General features: G+C 62.6%; 27 protein-coding genes and 1 pseudogene. 17 read left to right on the forward strand and 11 right to left on the reverse strand.

Annotated features, from left to right (window positions below; all coding sequences use genetic code 11):
- The first annotated feature begins 17 nt into the window (after positions 1-17).
- From C5L10_RS21160 to C5L10_RS21175, 4 genes and pseudogenes are all read left to right on the forward strand, one after another.
- Positions 18-1,515: pseudogene (locus tag C5L10_RS21160) on the forward strand (UbiD family decarboxylase).
- A gap of 129 nt (positions 1,516-1,644) precedes the next feature.
- Positions 1,645-1,920 (forward strand): DUF6522 family protein, encoded by a 276-nt coding sequence (locus C5L10_RS21165; RefSeq protein ID WP_105431256.1) that lies wholly within the window; start codon positions 1,645-1,647, stop codon positions 1,918-1,920.
- 133 nt (positions 1,921-2,053) lie between these two features.
- Positions 2,054-2,272 (forward strand): hypothetical protein, encoded by a 219-nt coding sequence (locus tag C5L10_RS21170; RefSeq protein ID WP_172717090.1) that lies wholly within the window; start codon positions 2,054-2,056, stop codon positions 2,270-2,272.
- A gap of 2 nt (positions 2,273-2,274) precedes the next feature.
- The gene (locus C5L10_RS21175) at positions 2,275-3,210 is read left to right on the forward strand and encodes a U32 family peptidase (protein ID WP_105431258.1); all 936 of its coding nucleotides are present in this window, start codon (positions 2,275-2,277) and stop codon (positions 3,208-3,210) included.
- A 20-nt stretch (positions 3,211-3,230) separates the two neighbouring features.
- Here the strand turns inward: C5L10_RS21175 and C5L10_RS21180 are convergent, their stop codons facing one another.
- A complete protein-coding gene (locus C5L10_RS21180) occupies positions 3,231-3,914 on the reverse strand; it encodes an NnrU family protein (protein ID WP_105431259.1) in 684 nt (227 codons plus the stop codon).
- Between the two features lie 10 nt (positions 3,915-3,924).
- Positions 3,925-4,080 (reverse strand): hypothetical protein, encoded by a 156-nt coding sequence (locus tag C5L10_RS33745; RefSeq protein WP_167551678.1) that lies wholly within the window; start codon positions 4,078-4,080, stop codon positions 3,925-3,927.
- A 121-nt stretch (positions 4,081-4,201) separates the two neighbouring features.
- On the opposite strand from C5L10_RS33745, the gene C5L10_RS21185 reads away from it, so the two are divergent.
- From C5L10_RS21185 to C5L10_RS21210, 6 genes are all read left to right on the forward strand, one after another.
- A complete protein-coding gene (locus C5L10_RS21185; RefSeq protein ID WP_105431260.1) occupies positions 4,202-4,747 on the forward strand; it encodes a cytochrome c oxidase subunit 3 in 546 nt (181 codons plus the stop codon).
- 9 nt (positions 4,748-4,756) lie between these two features.
- Positions 4,757-5,029, forward strand: coding sequence for a cytochrome C oxidase subunit IV family protein (locus C5L10_RS21190; protein WP_105431261.1), 273 nt, complete (start codon positions 4,757-4,759; stop codon positions 5,027-5,029).
- A gap of 202 nt (positions 5,030-5,231) precedes the next feature.
- Entirely contained in the window at positions 5,232-5,684 is a 453-nt protein-coding gene (locus C5L10_RS21195; RefSeq protein WP_105404461.1) for a c-type cytochrome, read from the forward strand.
- Positions 5,685-5,706: 22 nt separating this feature from the next.
- Positions 5,707-7,053, forward strand: coding sequence for a nitric-oxide reductase large subunit (locus C5L10_RS21200; protein ID WP_105431262.1), 1,347 nt, complete (start codon positions 5,707-5,709; stop codon positions 7,051-7,053).
- 71 nt (positions 7,054-7,124) lie between these two features.
- Positions 7,125-7,937 (forward strand): CbbQ/NirQ/NorQ/GpvN family protein, encoded by an 813-nt coding sequence (locus C5L10_RS21205; RefSeq protein ID WP_371411963.1) that lies wholly within the window; start codon positions 7,125-7,127, stop codon positions 7,935-7,937.
- Between the two features lie 9 nt (positions 7,938-7,946).
- Positions 7,947-9,845 carry a nitric oxide reductase activation protein NorD gene (locus C5L10_RS21210; protein ID WP_105431346.1) on the forward strand — a complete coding sequence of 633 codons (1,899 nt, stop codon included), beginning with the start codon at positions 7,947-7,949 and terminating at the stop codon, positions 9,843-9,845.
- Between the two features lie 64 nt (positions 9,846-9,909).
- On the opposite strand, the gene hemN is transcribed toward C5L10_RS21210, so the two are convergent.
- Positions 9,910-11,262 (reverse strand): oxygen-independent coproporphyrinogen III oxidase, encoded by a 1,353-nt coding sequence (hemN, locus tag C5L10_RS21215; RefSeq protein ID WP_105431263.1) that lies wholly within the window; start codon positions 11,260-11,262, stop codon positions 9,910-9,912.
- Positions 11,263-11,461: 199 nt separating this feature from the next.
- On the opposite strand from hemN, the gene C5L10_RS21220 reads away from it, so the two are divergent.
- Genes C5L10_RS21220 through C5L10_RS21240 form a run of 5 tightly spaced genes read left to right on the forward strand, consistent with a single transcriptional unit; the run spans position 11,462 to position 14,106 of the window.
- Positions 11,462-11,731, forward strand: coding sequence for a DUF2249 domain-containing protein (locus C5L10_RS21220; protein WP_038546255.1), 270 nt, complete (start codon positions 11,462-11,464; stop codon positions 11,729-11,731).
- A gap of 12 nt (positions 11,732-11,743) precedes the next feature.
- Complete coding sequence (locus C5L10_RS21225) at positions 11,744-13,102, forward strand: hypothetical protein (protein ID WP_105431264.1); 1,359 nt, start codon at positions 11,744-11,746, stop codon at positions 13,100-13,102.
- Positions 13,099-13,620, forward strand: coding sequence for a DUF2249 domain-containing protein (locus tag C5L10_RS21230; protein ID WP_105431265.1), 522 nt, complete (start codon positions 13,099-13,101; stop codon positions 13,618-13,620). The genes C5L10_RS21225 and C5L10_RS21230 overlap by 4 nt, the downstream gene beginning before the upstream one ends.
- The gene (locus C5L10_RS21235; protein WP_105431266.1) at positions 13,613-13,909 is read left to right on the forward strand and encodes a metal-sulfur cluster assembly factor; all 297 of its coding nucleotides are present in this window, start codon (positions 13,613-13,615) and stop codon (positions 13,907-13,909) included. The genes C5L10_RS21230 and C5L10_RS21235 overlap by 8 nt, the downstream gene beginning before the upstream one ends.
- Positions 13,906-14,106 (forward strand): hypothetical protein, encoded by a 201-nt coding sequence (locus C5L10_RS21240; protein WP_105431267.1) that lies wholly within the window; start codon positions 13,906-13,908, stop codon positions 14,104-14,106. The genes C5L10_RS21235 and C5L10_RS21240 overlap by 4 nt, the downstream gene beginning before the upstream one ends.
- Before the next feature lie 51 nt (positions 14,107-14,157).
- Here the strand turns inward: C5L10_RS21240 and C5L10_RS21245 are convergent, their stop codons facing one another.
- Positions 14,158-14,853 (reverse strand): Crp/Fnr family transcriptional regulator, encoded by a 696-nt coding sequence (locus C5L10_RS21245; protein WP_105431268.1) that lies wholly within the window; start codon positions 14,851-14,853, stop codon positions 14,158-14,160.
- Positions 14,854-15,019: 166 nt separating this feature from the next.
- Here C5L10_RS21245 and C5L10_RS21250 point away from each other — a divergent pair, with 166 nt between their 5' ends.
- On the forward strand, positions 15,020-16,237 hold the full coding sequence (locus C5L10_RS21250; RefSeq protein WP_105431347.1) for an NnrS family protein: 1,218 nt from the start codon (positions 15,020-15,022) through the stop codon (positions 16,235-16,237).
- Positions 16,238-16,286: 49 nt separating this feature from the next.
- Here the strand turns inward: C5L10_RS21250 and C5L10_RS21255 are convergent, their stop codons facing one another.
- The 3 genes from C5L10_RS21255 to C5L10_RS21265 all read right to left on the reverse strand — a co-directional run bounded on the left by C5L10_RS21255 (position 16,287) and on the right by C5L10_RS21265 (position 19,152).
- A complete protein-coding gene (locus C5L10_RS21255; RefSeq protein ID WP_105431269.1) occupies positions 16,287-17,903 on the reverse strand; it encodes a copper resistance CopC/CopD family protein in 1,617 nt (538 codons plus the stop codon).
- A 31-nt stretch (positions 17,904-17,934) separates the two neighbouring features.
- Entirely contained in the window at positions 17,935-18,462 is a 528-nt protein-coding gene (locus C5L10_RS21260; protein ID WP_105431270.1) for a YcnI family protein, read from the reverse strand.
- Between the two features lie 303 nt (positions 18,463-18,765).
- Positions 18,766-19,152 (reverse strand): hypothetical protein, encoded by a 387-nt coding sequence (locus tag C5L10_RS21265; protein WP_172717095.1) that lies wholly within the window; start codon positions 19,150-19,152, stop codon positions 18,766-18,768.
- Positions 19,153-19,410: 258 nt separating this feature from the next.
- On the opposite strand from C5L10_RS21265, the gene C5L10_RS34740 reads away from it, so the two are divergent.
- Positions 19,411-19,545, forward strand: coding sequence for a ClbS/DfsB family four-helix bundle protein (locus C5L10_RS34740; protein ID WP_172717096.1), 135 nt, complete (start codon positions 19,411-19,413; stop codon positions 19,543-19,545).
- Between the two features lies 1 nt (position 19,546).
- On the opposite strand, the gene C5L10_RS21270 is transcribed toward C5L10_RS34740, so the two are convergent.
- From C5L10_RS21270 to C5L10_RS21285, 4 genes are read right to left on the reverse strand one after another with little or no spacing between them, the layout of a single operon-like run.
- Entirely contained in the window at positions 19,547-20,794 is a 1,248-nt protein-coding gene (locus tag C5L10_RS21270; protein ID WP_105431272.1) for a glucarate dehydratase family protein, read from the reverse strand.
- Positions 20,794-21,591 carry a sugar phosphate isomerase/epimerase gene (locus C5L10_RS21275; RefSeq protein ID WP_105431273.1) on the reverse strand — a complete coding sequence of 266 codons (798 nt, stop codon included), beginning with the start codon at positions 21,589-21,591 and terminating at the stop codon, positions 20,794-20,796. Before C5L10_RS21275 ends, C5L10_RS21270 begins: the two co-directional genes overlap by 1 nt.
- Positions 21,588-22,622 carry a hydroxyacid dehydrogenase gene (locus tag C5L10_RS21280; RefSeq protein ID WP_172717097.1) on the reverse strand — a complete coding sequence of 345 codons (1,035 nt, stop codon included), beginning with the start codon at positions 22,620-22,622 and terminating at the stop codon, positions 21,588-21,590. The genes C5L10_RS21275 and C5L10_RS21280 overlap by 4 nt, the downstream gene beginning before the upstream one ends.
- Complete coding sequence (locus C5L10_RS21285; RefSeq protein WP_105431275.1) at positions 22,619-23,788, reverse strand: SGNH/GDSL hydrolase family protein; 1,170 nt, start codon at positions 23,786-23,788, stop codon at positions 22,619-22,621. Before C5L10_RS21285 ends, C5L10_RS21280 begins: the two co-directional genes overlap by 4 nt.
- Between the last annotated feature and the right edge of the window lie 4 nt (positions 23,789-23,792).

Below are 23,792 nucleotides of genomic sequence, written 5' to 3' on the forward strand. Positions count from 1 at the left end.
CTTCTCAATCTGGGGGCATGAAAGCAGATGCCACAATTCCCCGCCACTACGGCAATCTCCAGGATTTCGTAGCCCTTCTGGAAAGCAGGGGCGGCTGAAGCGGATATCGCGGCCCGTTTCGCTGGTCCATGAGATCACCGAGATCCACCGCAGGGTTCTTGTGGAAGAAGGGCCGGCGCTGCTCTTCGAAAAGCCGGTCGATGCCGGCGGCAATACCCTCGCAATCCCGCTCGTCGCCAACCTGTTTGGAACCCGCGAGAGAATAGAGTGGGGCCTTGGGCTCGGAGCTGGCGGCATAACGGGGCTTGCCGATTTCCTGAGCGAATTGCGCGAGCCGCGGCCGCCCAGATCGATGCTCGACGCATGGCGAAAACTTCCGCAGCTAAGGGCGGCGCTCTCGCTGAACCCTCGCTCGGTTTCGCACCCGTCGTGCCAGGAGATCATCTGGCAAGGCGCCGATATCGATCTCGACCGGCTGCCGATCCAGTCCTGCTGGCCCGGCGAGCCCGCCTCCCTCGTGACCTGGCCGCTGGCGATCACCCAGGCGCCGGACGATCCGGCAGATGTCAATGTCGGCGTCTACCGGATGCAGAGGCTCGGCAAGGACCGGCTGATCATCCGCTGGCTCGCTCATCGTGGCGGTGCAAGGCACCACAGGATGTGGCAGGCGCTCGGCCGCGACATGCCGGTGGCGGTCGTTGTCGGCGCCGACCCGGCGACAATCCTCGCGGCCGTCATGCCGCTGCCGGACAAAATGAGCGAACTGAATTTTGCTGGCGTCCTCAAAGACAGGCGTCAGGCGGTTGCGCCTGCGTTTTCCGTACCTCTCCCCGTCCCCGCGGAGGCCGAGATCGTCCTCGAGGGCACGGTTTCCGCTACGGAGATGGCGGACGAGGGACCTTATGGCGATCACACCGGCTATTACAACGCCGTCGAAAGCTTCCCGGTGCTTTCCCTTTCGGCGATCACGATGCGCCGCAATCCGGTTTATCTCTCCACCTATACCGGACGACCGCCGGACGAGCCGTCCAGGCTGGGCGAAGCCATGAACGAGATTTTCATCCCGCTGGTCAGGCGCCAGTTCCCGGAGATCCGGGATCTTTGGCTGCCACCGGAAGCCTGTTCCTATCGAACCATGGTGGTGTCGATCGACAAGCGTTATCCGGGCCATGCCCGACGCATCATGATGGGCCTCTAGTCCATGCTGCCGCAGTTCAGCTACACCAAGCTGATCATCGTGGTCGATCCGGATATCGATGTGCGAAGCTGGCCGGACATCATGTGGGCATTTCCACCCGTTTCGATGCCGGCCGCGACCTCATGGTCGCAGACACACGCCGATCGACTACCTCGACTTCGCCTCTCCACAGCCGGGCCTCGGCGGCAAGCTTGGGCTGGATGCCACGACCAAGATCGGCTCGGGAATGGGGCCGGATTCTCGAAATGTCCCCCGAAATCATCGAGAAGGTCGACCGGATATGGGCATCGCTCGGCCTCGACGGGACTTCGTCGTGACCGGCCGGACACTTGTGACAAAACCATTATCGGCAAACGGCTTTCCAAGGTTTCAACCAGTGTCGTAGAACGTAAAAAGGCGTTGAACCGGCAAACCTTGCCGCAACACCGTCGACCTGAGGAAGAGCGATGCATATCGAACGCGACCCTAACGGCGACTTCATCCTGGAATCCGGTGAGATTGCCGGTCGGTTCGGGCTGTCTCGCGACGATTTCCGGCAGAGAATCCGCCAGGGTCTCGTGACAAGCACGGTCGAGCGTGGCGAGGCCGAGGATATCGGAACGTCCCGCCTGAGCGTTCGTCTCGGAAACCGTGTCTGGCGCGCCGTCCTCAACAACGAAGGCGAGGTTCAGAACGAGGCCGTGACCTTCGTCCGCAGGAGAGGCCGATCCGGCGGATCCTGACACCTAGCGCGGGCGTGCTGCAATTGGCGCTCACGGGCCTTTCAAAGAACCATCGTTCCTCTTTGCGCTGGCTCAAGCACGGCCGCTCCCGCAACCGATAGCCTGCGCCTGCATTTCGGCAGGACGCATGAATATGGAATTTCCCCGCGCACTCGCCATCCCCTTGGCCCACATGCCACTTGCCGCGATCGAGCGGGCGACAGGACTGCTGTTTCAGCGCGTCCTGAAAGAACATCCTGACCTGTTCGAGCGGCTGGGCGAATACAAGGCGAAGCGCTTTGCTTTGCGCCTGCGTGGCCTGAGCGAAGGCCAGAAGACCACGTCGGGCGCCTATGAGAAGCGCTGGAGATGAGCATGCACCGCACCATTTCGCCCTCCCTGACGATGGGACCCGTCTATTATCTCTGGAACGGCCCCAAATGGCGCGATTTTCATTTCCGCATCGCCGACGAGGCGCCGATAGAACGCGTGGTGATCGGCGAAACCGTCTGTTCCAAGCGACAGCATTTCATCGAACCGCATATCGCCGAGGTGATCGAGAGACTGGAAGCTGCGGGCAAGACCGTGGCTCTTTCGACTTTGTCGCTCGTCACCCTGGAGCGCGAGAGCCGGCAGATCCGGGATCTCGTCGCCGACAGCGAATATATGATCGAAGCCAACGACCTCTCCGCCCTCGGACTGCTGAACGGCAAGCCCCACAGCATCGGCCCCCTGGTCAACGTCTACAACGCGCCGACGGCCAAGCTGCTCGCCGGCCGGGGAGCGACCAGCATCTGCCTGCCGCCGGAACTCCCCTTCACGTCGGTCGAGAAGATCGTCGCCGACGCGCCCGCAGTCGCATTCGAGGTCTTCGCCTTCGGCCGCATGCCGCTCGCCATCTCGGCGCGATGCGCTCATGCGAGATCCAAGGGCAAGATCAAGGACAATTGCCAGTTCGTCTGCGGCGAAGATCCGGACGGCCTGCCGGTGAAGAACCTTGACCGACAATCTTTCCTCGCGCTCAACGGTGTGCAGACCGTGTCCCACACCTGCCAGGCCCTGCTGGGCGAACTCGCCGGCCTCGCCGCATGCGGTAACTCGGCGATCCGCCTGTCGCCGCATGACTGCGACATGGTGGTGGTCGCAAAGCTCTACCGCGCCGTGCTCGATAACGCATTGGACGCGGACGAGGCGATCACGCTGCTGCGCGAGATCTATCCCACCGCCGCTTTGTCGAACGGCTTTCATCATGCCCGCGAAGGTGCTGCATGGGTCGCGCGTGCCCGCGATACGGCTCATAGTCGAGCTTGAGCACTTGCCTCGCGAGGCGATCAGGCGCCAAGAAACAGAAGCGGATCCGCGCCCACCAAAGCCGCATGCCCCCCGCCGAGAAGCCAGACGAGCAACGCTGCCGCGCAAAGCGCAGCGGCAGCCATCGGCACGTCTACTGTAATTAGAGACTTACCATTTATCGCAGCTGCGAACGGAATGACGGAAGTCTGCGACGAGGCCACCGGCCAAGCGGGGCCTAACGATCGGCGTGCCCTCTTTTCGAGCATGAACAAGCCGGCGGAGGAAAAGGCGGCGAAGCCGCCGAACAGAAGCAGCGAACGCAAATCTCCGTTCGCAGGAATGTGCCCGACCGACCAGCAGAGAAAACCCCAGAGAACCGGGTGGCGCGTGACGGACACGATTGCATCCGGCTCGCCTCCCTTGCGGAACGAGATCGAGAAGGGATTGCGGCTGAACAGACCGGCAAGAACCAGGAAAAGCCCGATCGGCGATAGCACGAAGGCAAGGCAGGCCTGCCACGACCTCGGTTGCCAGATTTCCACGTAATCCAGGCTCAGAGCGGACAGGAAGAGCCAGGCCAGGGCCGCTGTCGAGACGACGGAATAGGCGGCAATATAGCTCCCGTGCCCCATCCATCCGATCAGCGCGCCGCGGATTTTCGGGACTGCCGGAATCGAATGCAGGGTGATGAAGGCCACGAAAGCCAGCAGAAACTGCGTCATGGCACGGCCGCTACTGTTGCCAGAAGAGAACGCCCGCAATCGCCACGGAAAACACGACCGCCGCCAGCGAGCTGTAGCCCTGCAGGACACCCATCCGCTTCAGGGCGATGGCGAATATGACAATGATCGGGGCGGCCATCAGAAGGCCGACTTGTGCATCAGACATGGCAAATCCTTGGTTTGCCGTCATCCTACCCCCTCTATCTGCCGTTTCTTTGCGATATGACAAAGAGCCGGATCTGTATTGCCTCCATTTTCCGGGACGGAAGAATACCGGAGGTTTCGGAATGGCGGCAATCTCGACCAGCGAAGAGAGGGATGAAGGCGGCGACCTTCTTCTCTGGGTGCTCGTCTGGGGCGAGCTTGCGGCGTTCGGCATCCTGCTGACCGGCTATGTCGTCATGTCCATGCTGCACCCGGAAAGTTTTGCGCTCGCAAAGCTCCATCTCGCGCCGCGGCTGGCGGGGCTCAACACGGTCGTGCTGCTGGCGAGCAGCTGGCAGGCGGCGCTTGCCGCCAGCTCCCAGGGAAAACCTCGCCGGCAGCGCCTGTTCCTGCTCGGCGCGGCATTGTTGGGATTCCTCTTCGTCGCCCTCAAATTCGCCGAGTACAGTTCCGAATGGACGGCGGCAGGGGACGAGAACCTGCAGACCTTTTTCGAGCTCTACTTCCTCATCACCGGCTTCCACCTCGCCCATGTCGCGTTCGTGGCCACCCTCTTCGTATTGGCCGCGATCAGGCTCGAACGGTCGACGATCGTCACACTGACGACCATCTGGCACGTCATCGACATCGTCTGGCTGGTGATGTTCCCCCTGATCTATCCGAGCTAGGAGGCCGGAATGGACGATTCGAAACTCTTCGGCAGCGCCAACTGGATCATGATGCTCGGCATCGTCGGCGCATTGATCGCCGCGCAATGGAAGCATGAGGTGATACCGGCGGCGACACTTGCCGTCATCCTCGTCATGACCATCGCCAAGATACGGCTCATCGTGCTCGACTTCATGGACCTGCGGGGGATGCGGCCCAACCTGGCTCGCGCGCTGATGATTTGGCCGATCTTCTTCTCTGCCCTGTCGCTGAGCAAGGTCGTACTGGCCACCCTTCTCTAGGGCCGCGCCCGCCAGCGCAAGGAAAGCAGACGCTTACCCTCAGAAAAAATAGCGGACTTCGCGGAGCAACGCTTTTTTGTTTGGTAAATCGCAAAGAACGCTTCCGGAAAGCCGCTCATAGAAGCTTCACGGGTCATCGTCCGCGTTCGCGGATGTGGCCCCGCAGCAACCCGCAAGGCATCCGCACAAAGGGGACATGAGGATGGCAGAACGCCTCACAAAGACCGGGGCACGTAACGTCTTTTACGGCGGCTCCGCGTTCTTCTTCGCAATCTTTCTCGGGCTTACCGCCCACAGTCACTACTACATGCGAACCACGTCCACGGACGAAGCCACGCTTTCGGATTCCGTCGGGCGCGGCAAACACGTCTGGGAAAAGAACGCCTGTATCAACTGCCATACGATACTCGGGGAAGGCGCCTATTTCGCACCCGAGGTCGGCAATGTGTGGAAACGCTGGGGCGGCGATACCGATCCGGACACAGCCCGCGCGACGCTGAAGGCCTGGATGGCCGCGCAACCGAGCGGCATCGAAGGCAGGCGGCAGATGCCGCAGTTCAACCTGACGGAACGGGAACTCGAAGATCTGGCCAACTTCCTCGAATGGACGAGCAGGATCAAGACCCAGAACTGGCCGCCGAACGATGCCGGCTGATCTCACGGGAAGGGAAAAACACATGAAATATCAAACCCAGAAGGTCGCGATGCTGTATTTTTACGGCGCGCTCGGGCTGTTCATCGCCCAAGTCCTGTTCGGCGTCCTGGCGGGAACGATCTACGTCCTGCCGAACACGCTTTCGGAACTGCTGCCCTTCAACATCGTGCGGATGGTCCACACCAACGCGCTCATCGTCTGGCTGCTGATGGGCTTCATGGGCTCGACCTACTATCTCCTGCCCGAGGAGGCCGAAACGGAGCTGTTCAGCACCAGGATCGCGGTTGTGCAGTTCTGGCTTTTCCTCGTCGCGGCGGCGATCGCCGTGGTCGGTTATCTGTTCCACTATCATGAAGGCCGCGAGTTTCTGGAACAGCCGTTCCTCATCAAGGTCGGCATCGTCGTCGTCGCTCTGATGTTCCTGTTCAACATCACGCTCACGGTGCTCAAGGGCCGCAAGACAGTTGTCACCAACATCCTGATCTTCGGCCTCTGGGGCGTTGCGATCTTCTTCCTGTTTGCCTTCTACAACCCGGTCAATCTGGCGCTCGACAAGATGTACTGGTGGTATGTCGTCCATCTGTGGGTCGAGGGCGTCTGGGAACTGATCATGGCCTCGGTGCTGGCTTTCCTGATGATCAAGCTGAACGGCATCGACCGCGAAGTGGTCGAAAAATGGCTCTACGTGATCGTTGGCCTTGCCCTGTTCTCCGGCATTCTCGGCACCGGCCACCATTTCTACTGGATCGGCGCCCCCGGCTACTGGCAGTGGATCGGCTCGCTCTTCTCGACGCTGGAAGTGGCGCCCTTCTTCACCATGGTCGTCTTCACTTTCGTGATGACCTGGAAGGCCGGGCGCAAGCATCCGAACCGCGCCGCACTTCTCTGGTCGATCGGCTGCTCGGTCATGGCCTTTTTCGGCGCGGGCGTCTGGGGCTTCCTGCACACGCTGTCTTCGGTCAACTATTATACCCACGGCACCCAGCTCACCGCCGCCCACGGCCACCTCGCCTTCTTCGGCGCCTACGTCATGCTGAACCTTGCCGTCATGGCATACGCCGTGCCGGAACTTCGGGGCCGCAGCCCTTATAACCAGGTGCTTTCGATGGTCAGCTTCTGGATCATGTGCACCGCGATGTCGGTCATGACCTTCGCGCTGACCTTCGCCGGCGTCCTCCAGGTGCACCTGCAGCGCGTCCTTGGCGAAAGCTTCATGGATGTCCAGGATCAGCTGGCGATCTTCTATTGGGTCCGGCTCGGATCGGGCGTCTTCGTGCTCATCTCGGCGCTGATGTTCCTCTGGGCCCTGTTCGTCCCGGGCCGCGAACGGCACCCAGCCGGGACGCCAAGCATCCAGCCGGCCGAATGATGCAGCGCGGCTCCGTCTTCTCCACCGACGGAGCCGCGTTCCTCCATCCCTCCAAAGATCAGGACATTCCGATGACCATGATTTCTCCGATAAAGCCGGCCCAGGCCGGACCAATCCCGCACTACATTCCCGCGGGCAACGAATGCGAGTTGTTCGAAACGGCCTGGAAGCGGCAGCTTCCGCTTCTCTTGAAAGGTCCGACCGGATGCGGAAAGACCCGCTTCGTTTGCCACATGGCCGAGCGTCTCGGACTGCCGCTTGCGACCGTTTCCTGCCATGACGATCTGGCTGCCGCCGATCTGACCGGCCGGTTCCTCCTGAAGGGCGGCGAAACCATCTGGGTGGACGGCCCCCTGACGAAGGCGGTGCGCGGCGGCGGCATCTGCTATCTCGATGAAATCGTCGAAGCGCGGAAGGATGTCGCCGTCGTCATCCACCCCTTGACCGACGACCGCCGTATCCTGCCGCTCGAAAGAACCGGTGAGGTGCTGGAGGCACCGCCGGAGTTCATGCTGGTCGTCTCCTACAACCCCGGCTACCAGAACATCCTCAAGGCATTGAAGCCTTCGACCAAACAGCGCTTCGTCGCCATAGAGTTCGACTTCCTTCCCCGGGAGCAGGAAGTGGCGATCGTTGCCGCCGAAAGCGGCCTTTCCGAACGGCACGTCGTGCCGCTGGTAAGCCTTGCTCATCGCCTGCGAGCCTTGAAGGGACACGACCTGGAGGAGGGCGTTTCAACGCGCCTGCTCGTCTACTGCGCCACGCTGATCGAAAGCGGGCTCGATCCGCGCCGTGCGATACGGGCTGCCATGATCGAGCCGCTGACCGACGATCCGGACGTGCGTGCGGCGTTGATCGAAGTGGCGAATGCCGTCGTTGCCTGAGGTGCTATGATGCTGGACTTTCTCGAGCTGGAAGAAACCGTCGGCAAGGCCTGGCACCGCCTGGTCGGCCAGACACGAAGCCTGCCGCGCTATCCCGAGCAGGCGGTGACGCTGGACGAGATGAAACCCGTCCTCGCATCCTGCTTCCGCGGGTTCGGGGGCGATCACGCAATCCAGCTCGTGGCGGCCCACCAGCGCACGTCGAAACATCGCCTGAAGCTTCGCCAGCTTGTGGGGCTCGGCGAGGAGCGGATTGCCCGCTCCGGCCGGGATTTCGCCCGCGCAATGCTGCCCGAGGTCATCGACTTCTTTCCGGACCGCAGCCTGAACCGAGCATTGTACGTCTGGCTGACGGCGGCAATCGCTACATTACCCGAGACCCGCCCAGCCTCGTCGGATCTCCTCGCACGGGATCTTGAGCGGCTGCATATGGCAATCTCCAATGTGGACGACACGCTTGCCGCATTTCCCGGCCTGCGTCCGGTCTATCGAGATTTATGTCAGGCAACGCTTACTGAACGTCGTCGCGGCAGGCTTCCCTCGGTGGAACGGCTGCTGGAAAACAGGATCATCAGCCTGCTGCGGGCAGGCGCCGGCCTGCCGGACAACACGCCAAGCGCGATCTTCCCCCGCCATGCCCCGCCCGGCTACCAGCCGATGATGGATGTGCCGCTCTGGCCGGAATTCTTATCCCATGAGGAAAGTCGTTCTTCGGCGGAGGACTCGGAAACCCCGCTCGGCGATCCGCAGGGTTCGGCGGGAAAGAGAAGGTTCAGCGCGCAGCGCGAGCGGGAGGACGAGAAGCGCTCCGAACGAAGCCCGTTCATCCTCAACCGCTTCGAGAAAATCCTGGCGATGACGGAAATGGTCAATGTCGACCGGCCGACCGACGACAAGCCCGAGGAAGACGGCAAGGCCGCCGAGGATCTCGACGAGATGGTCCTCGGGCGCCGCAAGGAACGCCCCTCCTCGCGTTTCCACTTTGATCTCGACCTTCCGCCCGAAATGGTCGACCTGAAGGAAATCGCCGCCGAGCTGACCTATCCCGAATGGGATTACCGAAAGGCCACCTATCTGAAGAACCATTGCCGGGTCCTTGCCGTCCCGACCTCGGGTAGCGGCGACCGCCTCGAGATATCGGAGGATACGAAGGCGCTGGCGAGGAAGGTGCGCAAGCAGTTCGAGATCCTGCGGCCGCGCCAGGAAATGCTCAAATCGCAGCTCGACGGCGTGGAACTCGATCTCGACGCCGTCGTCCGGCGCCGGACCGACCTCCTGGCCGGAGGGCAGGCAACCGACCGTATCCATGTGGCAAGCCGGCAGCGCACGCCCGATCTTGCCGTCACCATTCTCGTCGACGTCTCCCTCTCGACCGACGCCTGGATCGACAACCGGCGGGTCCTGGATGTCGAGAAGGAGGCGCTGCTCGTCCTCGCGCAGGGCCTGGCCGCCTGCGGCACGGATCACTCCATCCTCACCTTCACCTCCCGGTGCCGCTCCTGGGTACGGGTCGAGACCGTGAAAGGCTTCGACGAGCGGCTTTCTCCGGTTGTCGAGGATCGGATCGCCGGCCTGAAACCCGGATATTACACCCGCCTCGGAGCCGCCCTGCGGCACGCCACGGCGGACCTCGCGAAACGCCCCAACCGGACCCGGCTGCTTCTCGTGCTGACCGACGGCAAGCCCAACGATATCGACCACTACGAGGGGCGTTTCGCGATGGAAGACAGCCGCCGCGCCGTGCAGGAAACAAGGCGCCTTGGCGTCAACGTCTTCGCCGTGACGGTGGACAAGGATGCGAAATCCTATCTCCCGACGATGTTCGGACGCAACGGTTATGCGGTTGTCGGAGATATTTCAAAGCTTCCGGCGGCTCTGCCCGCCATCTATCGCGGCCTGACGGGATAGGGGAGCCCGGCCGCATGGAGGTCCGGCTCGGCGGATGCCGGACCTCCATTTCCCGTTCTGAACCCTATGCCGCCTTGCTGAACGACCTGCCGCTTCTGTTTAGATAGGCATCGAATGCAGAGGCCGCGGCTCTGACGATGAACCGGTGATCCTCCGAGACGCGGATGACGCCGCCTCGGCGCTCGATCAGGCCGTCTCGTTCCAGCTCATCGAGCCGATCGTTGCCCTGCAGCAGAAGGTCGGCATCGAAGCCGTGCGCCGCCGCAAGCGCCGCAACATCCACCGCAAAGTCGCACATCAGCCTCTCGATCACCTCGCCGCGCAGACGATCCTCCGGTGTGAGGCGGTATCCCTTGGCGACCGGCAATTCGCCTTTCAACACCCGGGTCGCATAGAGACCCGGAGGAACCTCGTTCTGGATATACCCTTGCGGCAGCCGGCCGATCGACGACGCCCCGAGCCCGATCAGGGCCTCGCAGGCGTCCGTCGTGTACCCTTGGAAATTCCGGTGCAGCCGGCCTTCGGCCTGCGCAAGCGAGAGTTCGTCGCTTGGCAGCGCGAAATGGTCGAGACCGATCCTGACATATCCTGCCGCCCCCAGGGCCTCGGCGATCGCCGATGCCTGAAGCGCGCGCTCCCGTGCATCCGGAAGCGCCGCCTCGTCGATCAGGCGCTGGTGCTTCTTGAAGCTCGGGATATGGGCATAACCGAAGACGGCTAGGCGGTCCGGGCGCATGCGGACAGCCGCTTCGACCGTCTCGACGCAGGATTCGACCGTCTGAAACGGCAGCCCATAGATAAGGTCGAAGTTGATCGCGTTGATGTCGTTACGGCGAAGATGCTCGACCGCATCCATCGTCGTCTCGACACTCTGAATGCGGTTGATCGCCTTCTGGACCTTCGGATCGAAGCTCTGGACGCCAAGGCTTGCGCGGGTGACGCCCGACTGGCCGAGCGCAACCGCCATCTCCCCGGTCAAGGTTCGCGGATCGATCTCGACCGCGGCATTGACGCCGCCCGCAAAACCGAGGCGGTTGCGAAACGCGTCCATCAGCGCGATGAATTCCTCCGGCCTGATGATGGTCGGCGTGCCGCCGCCGAAGTGGATTTCCCCGACGCTGAAGCCATCGTCCCTGGCGGACGCCAGAAGCTCGATTTCCCGGTGAAGTATCTCGATATAGTCGAGAATGGGCCTGTCGCGCTCGGTGATCGTCGTGTGACAGCCGCAATACCAGCACATCGACCGACAGAAGGGGATGTGGATGTAGAGCGAGGTTGGTTGTCCTTCGGGCAACGCCTTCAGCCAGGCCGGATAGTCGAGGCCATCGAAATCCGGGCTGAAGTTCGGAGCCGTCGGATAACTTGTGTAGCGCGGCAGCCGTGCATCGCCATATTTCTCGATTATCGCTGCGGACATGTCGGGCTCCTTTCAGTTTTCTCCAAAGAGCATTAGCTGCCCGCCGCAGGCCTCTCTTTGTGCAAAATCAACGACAGCTCCCTCTTTCTGTAAAATATTTGTCCCGACGCAAATTCCGCCGATCACACCGCTGCTAAGCCATCGAGGCGGCCGGGATCGGCCAGGCCGCTGCACGAGCTTGAAAGGCCCAGAACAAACCATGTCGGATATTGAGATCCCCTCCATCGATGTCAGGACGCTCGCTCCCGCCGAACGTCACCCGAAGATTTTCGGAGTGCTGACGTCCCTCATCCCCGGCGGCGTCATGCATGTCACCAGCGACCATGATCCGCGGCCGCTGCACTACCAGATCGAGAGCCGGTATCCGGAAGAGTTCGACTGGCAATATCTCGAACAGGGTCCGGATGTCTGGCGCGTCGAAATCCAGCGGGCGCAAAGCTCCGGCTGCGACTGCTGCTGCGGTCATTGAAACACGAAACCCATGCCCGGCGCCACTCTCTCCCCCTGGACGATGTCCTATTTCGCGACGGCGCTGGTCTGTCTGGTCGCCGGGCTGGCCTTGACGATATCGGGGTTCGGGTATCCATCCGCTCCCATCGACGATCCGGTCTCGCTCGTGGTCGTCCACCTGATTGCGATCGGCTGGCTCGGTCTCCTGTTTGCGGGATCGCTGCTTCAATTCGTGCCGGTAATCGCCTCGCGACAGCTGCAATCCCCCCATCTCGCCCTGCCCGCCTTGCTGCTGACCATGCTCGGGCTCCTCCTGCTGCTCGGCGGGTTCCTGGGGCTCGCCGATCTCGTACCCTTCTGGACGTGGATGCTGCCGGCCGGAGGCCTTCTCCTGACCGTGGCATTCGCGGGCCTCTGCTGGATGGTCGCGGGGACGCTTGCGGCAGCCCGGCCGTACTCGCTGCCGGCAAAGTTCGTCGCGCTCGGCTGCGTGCCACTGATCATTACGGCGCTGGTCGGGCTGCTGTTTGCCCTTTCCCTCTCCGGCCTCACCGATGATCCGCGTCTCGTCGGGCTGCTGCTCTCGGCCGGACCGGCGCACGCCTATCTCGGATTGTTCGGATGGATGACCATCACCGCGATCGGCGTCAGCTACCGCCTCCTGACGATGTTCCTGCTGTCGCCCGAAAGGACGAGCGGGACAAGCCGGGCGATCGGCTGGCTATCGGCCGCCGCTCTCCTGGCCGCCGGCTATGGCATTTTCTCCGATGGCGCCGGCTTGCCCGCTGACTGGCCGCTTCACCTGACGATAGCGCTCTCGGGACTTGCCGCTCTTTTCTACGCCATCGATATCCACTCGATCTTCCGCGAGCGGAAACGGAAGTCCGTGGAACTGAACGTGATGGCGAGCCTGTTGGCGATCGGCATGCTAGTCCTCTGCTTCGTTCTTTTCGCCGCCTCGATCGTCATCGGCAACCCGGCCGGGATGGTGATGCCCGTCGCCTATCTCTTCACGTTCGGCTGGCTGACCGGGCTCGGCCTCGGGCAGCTCTATAAAATCGTGGCATTCATGACGTGGCTGGAGTTCTACGGCCCCTTGCTTGGCCGCACAGCCGTCCCGCGCGTCCAGGACCTCGTCAACGAGCGGCGGGCATCCTTGTGGTTCGGGCTCTATTTCACCGCGACGGCGACGGCGACCGCGGTCCTGATCCTCGACATGCCGGACATGTTCAGGGCGGCTACATTCGCTCAGCTCACGGCTGTCTGCGCTCTCGCCTTCGAGTTCATCCAGGCCCGCCGCCTCGCTATGGTCCCGGCCGCGACCCGGCTGCCATCGGCCGTCGCCGCACGGCGGCTCATCTTACCAAGCTTCAACGGGAGGTCACGATGACCCAGGAATTCAAGGAACTCGATGTCAGGCCGATCCTGAAGAACGGCGGCGAGCCTTTCGAAGCGATCATGACGGCGGTCGGGACGCTGCAGCCCGGTCAGGGACTGAGGCTGCTTGCGCCCTTCAAGCCGCAACCGCTCTATCGCGTCATGGATGCCAGGGGCTTCGATCACGCCGTTATCGAACTCGACGGCGGGGATTTCGAGGTCCGTTTCACGCCGCGCCAGCAAGAAGCGGTCGCGCTCTCTGAAAACGCGGTCTCGCCCGAACTGTGGGCGGAACCGTCCGTGCAGCTCGACCTTTCCGATCTCGATCCGCCGGAACCGATGCAGCGAATTCTCGGCGCGGCCGAAGCGCTCAACCCAGGCGAAGTGATCTTCGCGGTGCTGGCACGCGAGCCGGTCTTCCTGTTTCCGGAACTGACGCGCCGGGGCCACCAATGGGTGGGCAATTTCGATCGGGACGGCAGCGCCTACCGCATCATGATCCGCATCGGCAACGGGGTTGCCGATGCCTGACACGTCCGAGCAAGCCAGCTTGATCGAACAGGTCAGGCAACAACTCTCCATGGTCATCGATCCGGAGATGGGGCGCAGCGTCGTGGACATGGGCCTGATCTACCGCGTCGAGGCGGATCGGGCCGGCGACATGCACATATCGATGACCACCACGACGAAAGGCTGCCCCGCCTCGACCTTTCTGAAGGAAGCCATCCAGGCTTGCGCCGCATCGGTCGCCGGCGTGAAAAGCGTCGAGGTGGAACTGACCTACGACCCGCCGTGGAACCCTTCGATGATGACGCCATGAAGCTTCTAACGCTGATCAGGCGCTGGGGAGAGACATGGCACCACGAAAGGGCGCCGCTCGTTTCGCATGTGGGGAATGTCCGGGACAAGCGCCATGCGGTCTACGAGATGGTAGCATCCGGCGCTGCGGACGATCCGGCATTGTTCATCATCGAGGAAATCGAGCGCCTGAGCGATTCGATCATCCGGGAGATCTGAGGCATCTTTCCGGGTTGTCCGGCGCCCATTTCAGAACGCCTATCCCACCCGTTATCCCTTCGTGCGTTCGGCCAGCGCCAGCAGGCCTTCGGCATCCTTCACCAGCAGCTTCTGGCGTCCGCCTTCGACCAAGCCTTTCGCCTCCCATGCACTCATGATCCGCGAGACGGTATGCAGCGTCGTGCCGGTCATCTCGGCTATGTCCTGCCGGGAAATCGGGAAATCGATCCGCACCGCGTCGCCTTCCTTGCGGCCCGCGTGCTTGGCGAGCCTCAGAACCGCATGGGCGACCCGCTGCTCGACCTCCTGCGTCGACATTTCGCGGATACGGGCATGGGCTTCTTCCAGGCGCTGCCCGATCGTCTGCATGGCGGTGACCGCAAGCCGGGGATTTCGATCGACGAACTGGGGCCAGAGTTCCGTCGGCCAGCAGAGCGCGATGCTTTCCGCAACGGCCATCGCCGTGCCGGGATAGTCCGTGCGTTGAAGCGCCTTGGCAAAACCGAAGAGATCGCCTGGGTGGACGACGCGCACGATGATCTGCTGACCGTCTTCGGTGACCTGGGTGACTTTCAGCCTGCCGTGCAGAAGCAGATGGAAATGCGTCGCGGCCGCCCCCTGTTCGAAGACGGCTTCGCCAACCGGCACCCGACGAGATGTCGCGTGAGCAAGAAGTGCTTCCGTATCGGCATCCTCCATCCTTTCGAATAGGGGAAAACTTCTCACAAGGCTCTTATCGATCTTCAACGGCCTATGCTCCGCTACGGTCAGCGCGAACCTAGCACAGCCCGCGGCGAGATCGAAGATGCGCTGTTGCCGCGCCGGCAGCAAATATTCCCGCGTCTGCTTGCGACGCCGCAATGAAGGGCGCCGTCGCCGCCGCTACAAGGATGCCGAACAAGGAGTTCCGAAGATGACGACAATTCCGGCCGGGCGGCGACCTGGGAGCATCCCGAGGGGACTTTCCACAACCGCCCCGATCATATTCTCCTACGGCTTCCGGCCATTCTTTCTCTCGTCAGCCCTCTGGGCGGCTGCCGCGATGCTGTTGTGGATGGCAAGCCTGGCCGGACTGATCGACGTGGCGATTTCCTACGGCACCGTCCATTGGCATGCACACGAGATGCTGTTCGGTTATGCGAGCGCCGTGCTGGCGGGTTTCCTGCTCACCGCGGTCCCCAATTGGACCGGCAGGCTGCCGGTGTCCGGTTGGCCGCTGGTCTTCCTGTTTCTCGTCTGGGTCTCCGGCAGGCTGGCGCTGCTTCTGTCCGACTTTATCGGCACCATGGCCGCCATCCTGGCCGACAGCGCCTTTCTGCCCCTCCTCCTCTTCATCTGCGTGCGCGAAGTGGTCGCGGGACGGAAGTGGAAGGATTTGAAGGTCATCACCGGCCTGGTCGCCCTCTCCGCCGCCAACATCCTGTATCATCTGGCGGTGGCCGGCGGGCAGCACCCGTCCATCGGGATCAAGCTTGCCCTCTCGGCCTATATCGCAATGATCCTCGTTGTGGGCGGGCGAATCATCCCGAGCTTCACCCGCAACTGGATCAACAAGACCGGTCGGACGGATTTCCCCGCCGCCTATGACCGGTTTGATACGGCGGCCATCCTGTGCGGGGTCGCCGCCTTGGCCGCCTGGGTCATTCTGGACGACGGAAAGCTTGTTGCAGGGGCGGCAGGAGTGGCGGCAGCCATGCAGGCTATCCGGCTCGCACGCTGGCAGGGCTGGACCACGACCGCGGAAATGCTGGTGACGATCCTGCATATCGCCTACCTGTTCATACCGCTGGGGTTCCTTGCGATCGGCCTTGCCGCGGTGAACCTTTTCGACCAGACCTCCGCTATCCACGTCCTGAGCGTCGGAACCGTGACCACGATGATGCTCGCCGTCATGACACGGGCAAGCCTTGGCCATACCGGACGGGTCCTGACCGCGTCGCGAACAACCGTCGCTTCTTATGCGGCAATCGTGCTCTGCGCCCTTCTAAGGCCAAGCGCCGGCCTCTTTCCGGAATTTACCAGCCTGATCTATTCGCTTTCCGGCGCCGCATGGCTTGCCGCGTTCGGCCTCTTTGTCCTCGAATACGGACCGATGCTGAGCCGCGTGCGGCGGCGGGTGGTGGGAGGATGAAGGAATGTTGGGTTTGCGGACCCTGGAGGAGCGTCCGGCTGGGTCGAAGTCAAGGTGCGATTTCGATCTCGCCTTCCATCCTGGTGATCTCGAAATCGCTGATGATCACATCAAGGCGAAGTCGCCACCGCCCGGGTACGGGGAGCACGATATCGGGCACCGCCCAACCGTCCTTGCCTTTCTCGGCCCGGCGCCTTACCGGCTCGATCTCCGCCCCCGGGTTCGACAGCACAACCGTTACTTCCTGAGGATCGAGCGGCGACCGGTCGCTTTTGACGATGGCCGCGGAGATCGCGACCTCCCCTACCCTGTCCGGCGTGATCCTGACGTCAGCCACGGCCTTGCTGGTCTCCAGGTGAACGACGGCAGTCCTCTGGACTTCGGCGATCAAGGTGCGTGGAGGCGGCGTGAAGCGCCACGTCGCAGCCACAGCGAAGATGAGGAGCAGGATGACGGTCTCCGCAGCGATCGAGCGAACGAGCTGGCGGATCGCTAAAGGCTCCCCCTTCCTCGAACCGGAGGTGAGTTTCCACCGGTTGACGGCTGCCAGGGCAAACAGCAGGACGAGCAGCCCGAGCTTGACGAGGAATACGATCCCATACGCCGTCGTGACCAGCCCCTCCGGAGTGCGGACCTGGACGACGGCGAGCACGCATCCGGCCACGGCAAGAACCAGGACGGCCCATGGCATGAAGACCGAGAAGCGGTGCAATGCCGCGCCGGCCGCTTCTCCGCCTTTTCTGAACTCGGCCAGGAGCGGCAGCAGCGCGCCGGCCCAGACAGCTATGGCCGCGACATGCAGGAAAACGGCCGGGCGCATCAGCCATTGCGGGTCCGCCGCACTCGCGTGCCCGCTGAGGCAGAGGGCAAATGCCGCGGTTATGACGGCGGATATCGATATCCAGCGGGCATCCCTGCCCCGGCCGCTGGCCAGAGCGAGCCCCGCAAGCGCCAGGGCCGCGACCGCAAAGATGACGGTCGGCCCGAAGCTCGTGGCCATTCCCGCCTTCCAGACAGCCGGCACGAAGAGCCGCGAAACAGGCTCGCCCACCGTATCGAGGCCCTGGAAGCCTGCTGAAAGCAAGGCGCCCGCAAAGCCGGCGCCGAGGGTGGCAAGCACCTGCCTCAACGCATTCCGGGAACCGTCCGCGAACCAGTGGATGGCAAAAGCGCCGCCGACCCCGAAGAAGAGACCGACATAAAATGCGACCTTGCCGATCCAGAGACCGGCGCGGACCGGCCAGTCGATATCGACCATCGTGCCCCGGGCGTCGGCGTTCGGCCGCCCGATCGAGAAGACGACCGAGCCGCCGATCGGGTGGCCATCTTCTGAAACGACCCGCCAGGAGAGAAGATAGCTTCCGTCCGAAAGGTCGTCGGGCGGGATAATCTCGACCGTCCTGTCCTTCAGGACGAAGTTTTTGAGAGTGACTGAACTGCGGTCCGGCCGCGTGAGCTTCAGGCCGGTCGGCGAGACAGGCTCGCTGAACGTCAGAGCGATCACGCGCGGGGCCGTGGGTACGACCGAGCCATCGCGCGGCTCGGTCGTGTTGAGGGATGCATGGGCGGATGCCGCCGCCGTCAGGACCGACCACAGCAGGATAGCAAACAGGAACCGCTGCAGAGTGCCGGTCAGTGAAAATGCCTTGTAGCAAAGCGGCGTCATCGGCCTTCATGCTCCCGGATGGATCGATCGCTTAGTTGCCGGTCTTCTGAAGGAGCTTGACGCCCGGCGCCGGGAGTTCGAGGTCCGACGCCTTCTGGCCTGCGGCAGGCACTTCGATCCAGCGTTCCTTGAGGCCTTCCGGGCATTCCTGGATCACCGGGAAATAGAGCATGTCGCCGGCTTTCAGATCGGCGGCAATCGTGCCCCGCAGCACGAATTCCTCATACTCGTCGTCGCCGAGGTTGCCGCCGCTCCAGACCACTTCCTTGACCCCTTCGGTGACGGGTGAACCGTGATTGTCATAGGCCTTGGCATAGGCGCCCTTGACCTTGTCGAGCGTCCAGCCGGCCTTCGGCTGCGGCTTCACTGCGTAAAAGCCTTCCGGGATCTGGACGCGCACGATGTTCGTCGGCTTGCCCTCGCAACCGTGCGGCACGCGCAGCACCGCCTTGTAGGTCGAGCCTAGAGGAGCTTCTTTTCCTTCCAGGGTGACATGCGCCAAAACGGCGGTGCTGCCGACCACGAGGATGGCGGCGGTTGTGGTGATTTTCTTCAACATGTGAATCTCCATTTTGATCGTACGTTGGACGGCCTGATTTTGAGGTGACGGGCAGCCGAGGAGGCGCCGGTCCAGGGTGGATTGGGATTTGAAACGGTGTCCCGCCCTTGCTCCGATCCCTCCGGTCGCCGGGGCGATACGCGGCTTTCGCCGCGTCATTGCCGTTTGGCCGAAGCGAGTTTAGGAAACAGAGGGGTGCCCGACTTGGAGCGCCTGACGATCCTTGGGATTCACCAGCCGCGCTTCAAGTCTTTGGTTCGCATGCCGTGTCGCAAGACGATGTACGTTTTGCGCGGCACGCTTTCAGGCTGCCTGGGGCGGCGCGCGGGGATTTCCGGGAGAAGTCTCGGGCCGTTCGAAGGGACCTGTGTCCGCTTCGATCGGAACCGGTTTGGAGGTGGCCTCCAGCCGGTTGCTCAGAAAATTGTCGGAAAACTGCGGTGCGAGTATCGGCGCGAGAACGCTGCACGCCTGGGTGCAGCACTCGGGCAGTTTCGGGCCGTCCTTGTGATCGGATTGGCCGCTACCGCCGGCATGGGTAATGCAAAGCGGGTTTCCAAAATCATCGATGACAGGAGCTGCAACCGCTGAGCCGAGAAGGACGGAGCCAAGCACCATCTGCACGACGAGCGCGTAGGCCGCGATAGACGCGAACACAACACTCCAGCCAGGCGCTCTGCGGTTCTTCACGGTCCCCTCATCAGTTGCGGCCAACCGCCGATGTCCGATCTGGACATCCGTTATTGGCACGGCACAGTCAGGTCTGTCTATGCGCCCTTCCGCCACAGCGTTCTTTGATGCGCGTCAACTCCGGCTTATGTCGAGCGGCTGCATCGACTAGTGCCAGGTTCGGCCGCCGTACGATTGCGGCATGACGGCAGCTTCACCCACAGGGTCGCGGAGCGTATCTGTCGTTCAGGCCAGAGGCCGCGTCGTTGGAGATCCAGAATGGCTGTCCCCGCTTCCAAAGCCGAGCTTCTTGCCGCGATCGGCACGAGGTTCGACAAATCGATGGCCGACGGCGGCTCTCCCCGAAGATTGCCCCGGGCCATGGTCTACAGTTTCTTGATCCGTGAGGCGTAGACTACCACCGTGGCACTCGTCGCTCGTAGCCCGGATCGAACTGCCTCATATAGGCAGTGTCATCGCGCTCCTTCACACCCGCCTGTTCATAGAGGACCGCCAGTTCGGCCAGCCTGTCGCGATCAAGGGTAACGCCCAGACCCGGACCATCCGGCACGGCCAAGGCGCCATCGCAAAAAGTGAATGGCCCACCCTCGAGCACGTCTATACCGGTCCAGGGATAATGCGTGTCACAGTCGTAACTCAGGTTCGGCGTTGCCGCGGCGACATGAAGCATGGCCGCCAGCGTGATGCCGAGATGCGAATTCGAATGCATGGAGACGCCAAATCCCAAGGTCTCGCATATTTTGCCGAGATGCGTGGAAGCCCGTAGTCCGCCCCAATAATGGTGATCGGAAAGCACGATCTGCACCGCCTTCTTTCGGAAGGCTTCGGCGATCTGATCGAATTCCAGCACGATCATGTTGGTGGCAAGCGGGATCGAGGTAGCGGCAGCGACCTGCGCCATCGCATCCATGCCGATAACCGGATCCTCCAGATATTCGAGGACGTTCTCCAGCCTGCGGGCGATGTAAATGGCCGTTTCTACCGTCCAGCCGCCATTGGGATCGATCCGCAGCGGATGATCGGGAAAAGCCTCCCGCAGCTTCAACATCGTCTCGATCTCGAGATCGGGATGCAGCACACCGCCCTTGAGCTTGAGCGAGCGGAAGCCGTGCGTCTCGACCATGGTTCGCGCCTCGAAAACCATCTGGTCGGGCGTGAGCACCTCACCCCATGTGTCCGGTTCCTGCCCGACATGGGCGCCGAACTTGAAGAAAAGATAGGCACTGAAGGAGACGCTGCTGCGCACCGCGCCTCCGAGCAGGTCGGCTACGGGACGCCCGAGCAGTTTGCCCTGGATATCAAGACACGGAACCTCGAAGGCGGAAGCGACCACATCCGTCAGCTTGTGATCGGCGACGGCCGATTTTGCATTGATGCCGCCGCCTTCGGGCAACGCCGTCATGACGCGCGACTTCAGCTCGTGAAGATGGAAAGGATCGAGGCCGATCAAGGTTGGCGCCGCGCGCCGGAAACCTTCCAGCGCCTTGATGCTTCCGTAACTTTCACCCAGTCCGACCGTCCCGTCATCGCAGATGACCTCGATGACGGTGCGCAAGGCATAAGGCTGGTGGACGCCCTTGCAGTTCAACAGCGGTTTGTCGGGTATGGCGACAGGTGTGAGACGGATTTCGGCAATGCGCATCAGAAATCTCCCTGCCGCCACCAACCACGCGCTGCCGTCAGCGCGTCCTCCAGCGGCGGCAGTTCCGGATGCCAATGGCGCTCCCATTCCAGGCTGATCGGCACGCGGCGCTCGTCCGACGAAAGAAGCGCCATCAACCCTGCCATGGGAAAATCACCCTGTCCCGGCAGTACGTAGGTTCGACGCCCGTCACTGTCCGTCATGCTGTCCTTGACGTGCAGATGGACGACGCTCCCCGCGATGCGGCGCCAGAGAACCTCGATGCCCGTCCCCCTCGCCCATGTATGGTGCGTATCCCACAGGATCCGTGCTGCAGGCACTCGCTCGACAAACGCGACGAGTTGCTCGAAATCCGCCAGCGCATTGTGGGTCTCGATCATCACGTCGACCTTCAGGCCGCGGGACCGCCGCACCGCCTGCCAGGCATCCAGCATGTCCCCGGCGCGCACCAGATCGGCTCCGCTCAATCGGCTGCCGCCGTCGAAGATACGCAGATATCCGGCACCGGCCGCCTCGGCCCAGGCGATAAACGGCTCGACCGCGGACAGATCCGCCCCCTCGAACAAACGAACGGAAGTATTCAGCGCAGCAATCCGCACCTTCCGGCGGGACAGGAAAGCCGCCAGCCCGGAGGGCTCGCCGAATTCGGCGGCAAGTGCCGCCGGCAGATCGAGCGTTCCGGAAAGCGCACGCAGTTCCACGGCCTCGATGCCGTGGCGTTCCGCAAGATCGGCCACCTCGTGCAGGCTCAATTCCGAGCAGCCGAGCGTGGAGAAACAATATTCAAACCTGTTCATGCCATTCGCTCCAGATCACGCTTATGCACCGGGTGGAGTGGCGCAAGGCCACCGACAAATCTTTCGATCTCGGTAATGGCAAGATCGGAAAGCGCCTTCAATTCATTGCCCAGCGCACCGGCGATATGCGGGGTCAAAACAACATTGGGAAGATCGTAGAACAGGCTATCCTGCGGCAACGGCTCCGGATCGGGCGTATCGATCAGAATGCGCAGGCGACCCGACCGGGCTTCGCTGAGCAGCGCGTCATGATCGACAAGCCAGCCCCGCGCCGTGTTGATCAGCACCGCATGGTCCGCCATCAGTGCCAGTTCGCAGGCGCCGATCATATGGCGGGTCTCCGGCAAGACCGGCGCGTGGAGTGACACCGTATCGGACCACGCGAGCAGATCGTGCAGTTCCATCTTCCTCGCGCCGAGCGCAGCCGCCTCTTCCGCATTCAGGTACGGATCATAGACGGCGATCTGGAATTTGCTGCGCGCGAGCATCTCGATGACCAGGCGACCGATCCGCGAGGCGCCGACGATCCCGACACGACGGGAATGATTGCCGAGATAAGACCGGTTCAGGCCGCGCCGGCTGCCGAAATTGCCTGACCCACGCTCCGAGCGATGATCGTCGCGCAGGCGGAAGACATCCTTGCCGCACATGATGATCGCTGCAAACGTGAACTCGGCAACGGGAACGGCCATGGCCGACGCGGCCGTGGTGACGAGGATGCCGGGCGTCTCCCAGAATTCGGCCGGCGCGACCGTGCGCACGGAAGCCGCCGCGTAGGCGACCATCCTGAGCCGTGGCGCACGCCTGAGACGCACCTTCGTCAACGCCGGCGTGCCCCAGGCCGCCAGAAGAATATCCGCCTCGGCAAGCGCTTCGGCACCGGCTGGACTGTCGAAATCGGTAAACGGGAAACCCGGAATGACATCCGCTACCGCTTTCAGCCTTGCCCATTCGCGCGACCCGAAGAAACCTTCGGGAAGCTCGTCCCGCATGGCGATGAGCAGCCTTGGCTTGCGTTGGCTTCCTGTCATGCGCGTACCGGACTTGGAACAGGCCGGACGTCGATACGGGCGATCCCGATCTCGATCGGCATGGCGCCCGCACGCAAGATGACGTCGAGATACAGTTCGGGCGCCTTCGCGCCAGGCTTGAGTTTCAGCGGCGGGGTCCTCAACGCACCACGCCAGGACGTGCTCGGGAACGGAAAAAGCGAGCCGTCGTCGGCGTAGAAGGGCGCGAGCGCAATTGCCTCCTGCCCGTCGTCTGCGGCGTCCTTCAGTCTGAGCGAGATGCCGGAAACACCATCATGGGCAGGCACCTCCACGTCGCAGACCGCCTCCACCCAGACGCCGATACCGGGATGAATGATCTCGCCGCCCAGACGATGACTGGCTGCCCCTTTCTCCGTCATTGGCCGTGCGGACGACTTCGATGTCAGGTTGCCAAGGGGATTGTTCACCGGATCGAAGCGATCATCCTTCGACAGCACGCGGTCCGGTGTAAGCGGCACGATGTTTTCGAGATAGTCTGCCAGAAGGCTGCCAACCGCAAAGCCGCCAAGCACCGAGAAATGCGTCCCGTCATTGGAATAACCCGCATGCGGCTCGCCGAAATCGCTGTCGGTATCGACCCAGGTGGCATTCCAATCGAAGATATGGCAGTTGGCGTGGCCCGCGGCAAAATCGATGCTGTGCCGATTGATCCAATGCGCCTTCGCCCGCTCCGCGCCGCCTGCCGGCCACTTCTGGATACCGCGCGCCAGGATCGGAAGCAGGATGACGGTCTTTCCCGCCTCAAGCAGCGCAGAAGCGATCCGCGCACGCGTCTCCGCGATGGTTTGACGCGTCTCCACCATCATGTCGTTGGTGCCGGCATCAACGATGATCAGGTCGAAATCCGATTCCAGCAGCCGTGGCACCCGGCGTTCGATCTCGATCGCCTTCTGCCCCGAAACCCCGAAATTGAGGCCGGAGAAGAAACGGCTGACGCCTTCGCGATTGCTTGGCTCCCAACCGGGCACAACGCCTGGATCGTGATGGACGGGGCAGGAAAGCCGGCCGTGCGACAACACCTCGGCCCAGCTCATCCAACCGCGTGCCGAGGTCGCAAGCGACGTCGCATCGCCAAGGTGGTTCTGCTGGACGAGCGAGGTGCCGAGGATGGCAATTCGGCCTGCTCTCGGGAAAGACACGGACATTGGC

This window comes from Neorhizobium sp. T6_25 (assembly GCF_002968555.1).
GTDB lineage: Bacteria > Pseudomonadota > Alphaproteobacteria > Rhizobiales > Rhizobiaceae > Neorhizobium.

Bases quoted from the DNA above. Each gene is read 5' to 3' on its own strand.
- C5L10_RS21220 (WP_038546255.1), top strand. From the start codon at position 11,462: ATGTCGGATATTGAGATCCCCTCCATCGATGTCAGGACGCTCGCTCCC.
- C5L10_RS21240 (WP_105431267.1), top strand. From the start codon at position 13,906: ATGAAGCTTCTAACGCTGATCAGGCGCTGGGGAGAGACATGGCACCAC.
- C5L10_RS21235 (WP_105431266.1), top strand. From the start codon at position 13,613: ATGCCTGACACGTCCGAGCAAGCCAGCTTGATCGAACAGGTCAGGCAA.
- C5L10_RS21285 (WP_105431275.1), bottom strand. From the start codon at position 23,788: ATGTCCGTGTCTTTCCCGAGAGCAGGCCGAATTGCCATCCTCGGCACC.
- C5L10_RS21275 (WP_105431273.1), bottom strand. From the start codon at position 21,591: ATGAACAGGTTTGAATATTGTTTCTCCACGCTCGGCTGCTCGGAATTG.
- C5L10_RS21280 (WP_172717097.1), bottom strand. From the start codon at position 22,622: ATGACAGGAAGCCAACGCAAGCCAAGGCTGCTCATCGCCATGCGGGAC.
- C5L10_RS21195 (WP_105404461.1), top strand. From the start codon at position 5,232: ATGGCAGAACGCCTCACAAAGACCGGGGCACGTAACGTCTTTTACGGC.
- C5L10_RS21175 (WP_105431258.1), top strand. From the start codon at position 2,275: ATGCACCGCACCATTTCGCCCTCCCTGACGATGGGACCCGTCTATTAT.
- C5L10_RS21180 (WP_105431259.1), bottom strand. From the start codon at position 3,914: ATGACGCAGTTTCTGCTGGCTTTCGTGGCCTTCATCACCCTGCATTCG.
- C5L10_RS34740 (WP_172717096.1), top strand. From the start codon at position 19,411: ATGGCTGTCCCCGCTTCCAAAGCCGAGCTTCTTGCCGCGATCGGCACG.
- hemN (WP_105431263.1), bottom strand. From the start codon at position 11,262: ATGTCCGCAGCGATAATCGAGAAATATGGCGATGCACGGCTGCCGCGC.
- C5L10_RS21190 (WP_105431261.1), top strand. From the start codon at position 4,757: ATGGACGATTCGAAACTCTTCGGCAGCGCCAACTGGATCATGATGCTC.
- C5L10_RS21200 (WP_105431262.1), top strand. From the start codon at position 5,707: ATGAAATATCAAACCCAGAAGGTCGCGATGCTGTATTTTTACGGCGCG.
- C5L10_RS21270 (WP_105431272.1), bottom strand. From the start codon at position 20,794: ATGCGCATTGCCGAAATCCGTCTCACACCTGTCGCCATACCCGACAAA.
- C5L10_RS21225 (WP_105431264.1), top strand. From the start codon at position 11,744: ATGCCCGGCGCCACTCTCTCCCCCTGGACGATGTCCTATTTCGCGACG.
- C5L10_RS21210 (WP_105431346.1), top strand. From the start codon at position 7,947: ATGCTGGACTTTCTCGAGCTGGAAGAAACCGTCGGCAAGGCCTGGCAC.
- C5L10_RS21255 (WP_105431269.1), bottom strand. From the start codon at position 17,903: ATGACGCCGCTTTGCTACAAGGCATTTTCACTGACCGGCACTCTGCAG.
- C5L10_RS33745 (WP_167551678.1), bottom strand. From the start codon at position 4,080: ATGTCTGATGCACAAGTCGGCCTTCTGATGGCCGCCCCGATCATTGTC.
- C5L10_RS21205 (WP_371411963.1), top strand. From the start codon at position 7,125: ATGACCATGATTTCTCCGATAAAGCCGGCCCAGGCCGGACCAATCCCG.
- C5L10_RS21260 (WP_105431270.1), bottom strand. From the start codon at position 18,462: ATGTTGAAGAAAATCACCACAACCGCCGCCATCCTCGTGGTCGGCAGC.
- C5L10_RS21250 (WP_105431347.1), top strand. From the start codon at position 15,020: ATGACGACAATTCCGGCCGGGCGGCGACCTGGGAGCATCCCGAGGGGA.
- C5L10_RS21165 (WP_105431256.1), top strand. From the start codon at position 1,645: ATGCATATCGAACGCGACCCTAACGGCGACTTCATCCTGGAATCCGGT.
- C5L10_RS21230 (WP_105431265.1), top strand. From the start codon at position 13,099: ATGACCCAGGAATTCAAGGAACTCGATGTCAGGCCGATCCTGAAGAAC.
- C5L10_RS21170 (WP_172717090.1), top strand. From the start codon at position 2,054: ATGGAATTTCCCCGCGCACTCGCCATCCCCTTGGCCCACATGCCACTT.
- C5L10_RS21185 (WP_105431260.1), top strand. From the start codon at position 4,202: ATGGCGGCAATCTCGACCAGCGAAGAGAGGGATGAAGGCGGCGACCTT.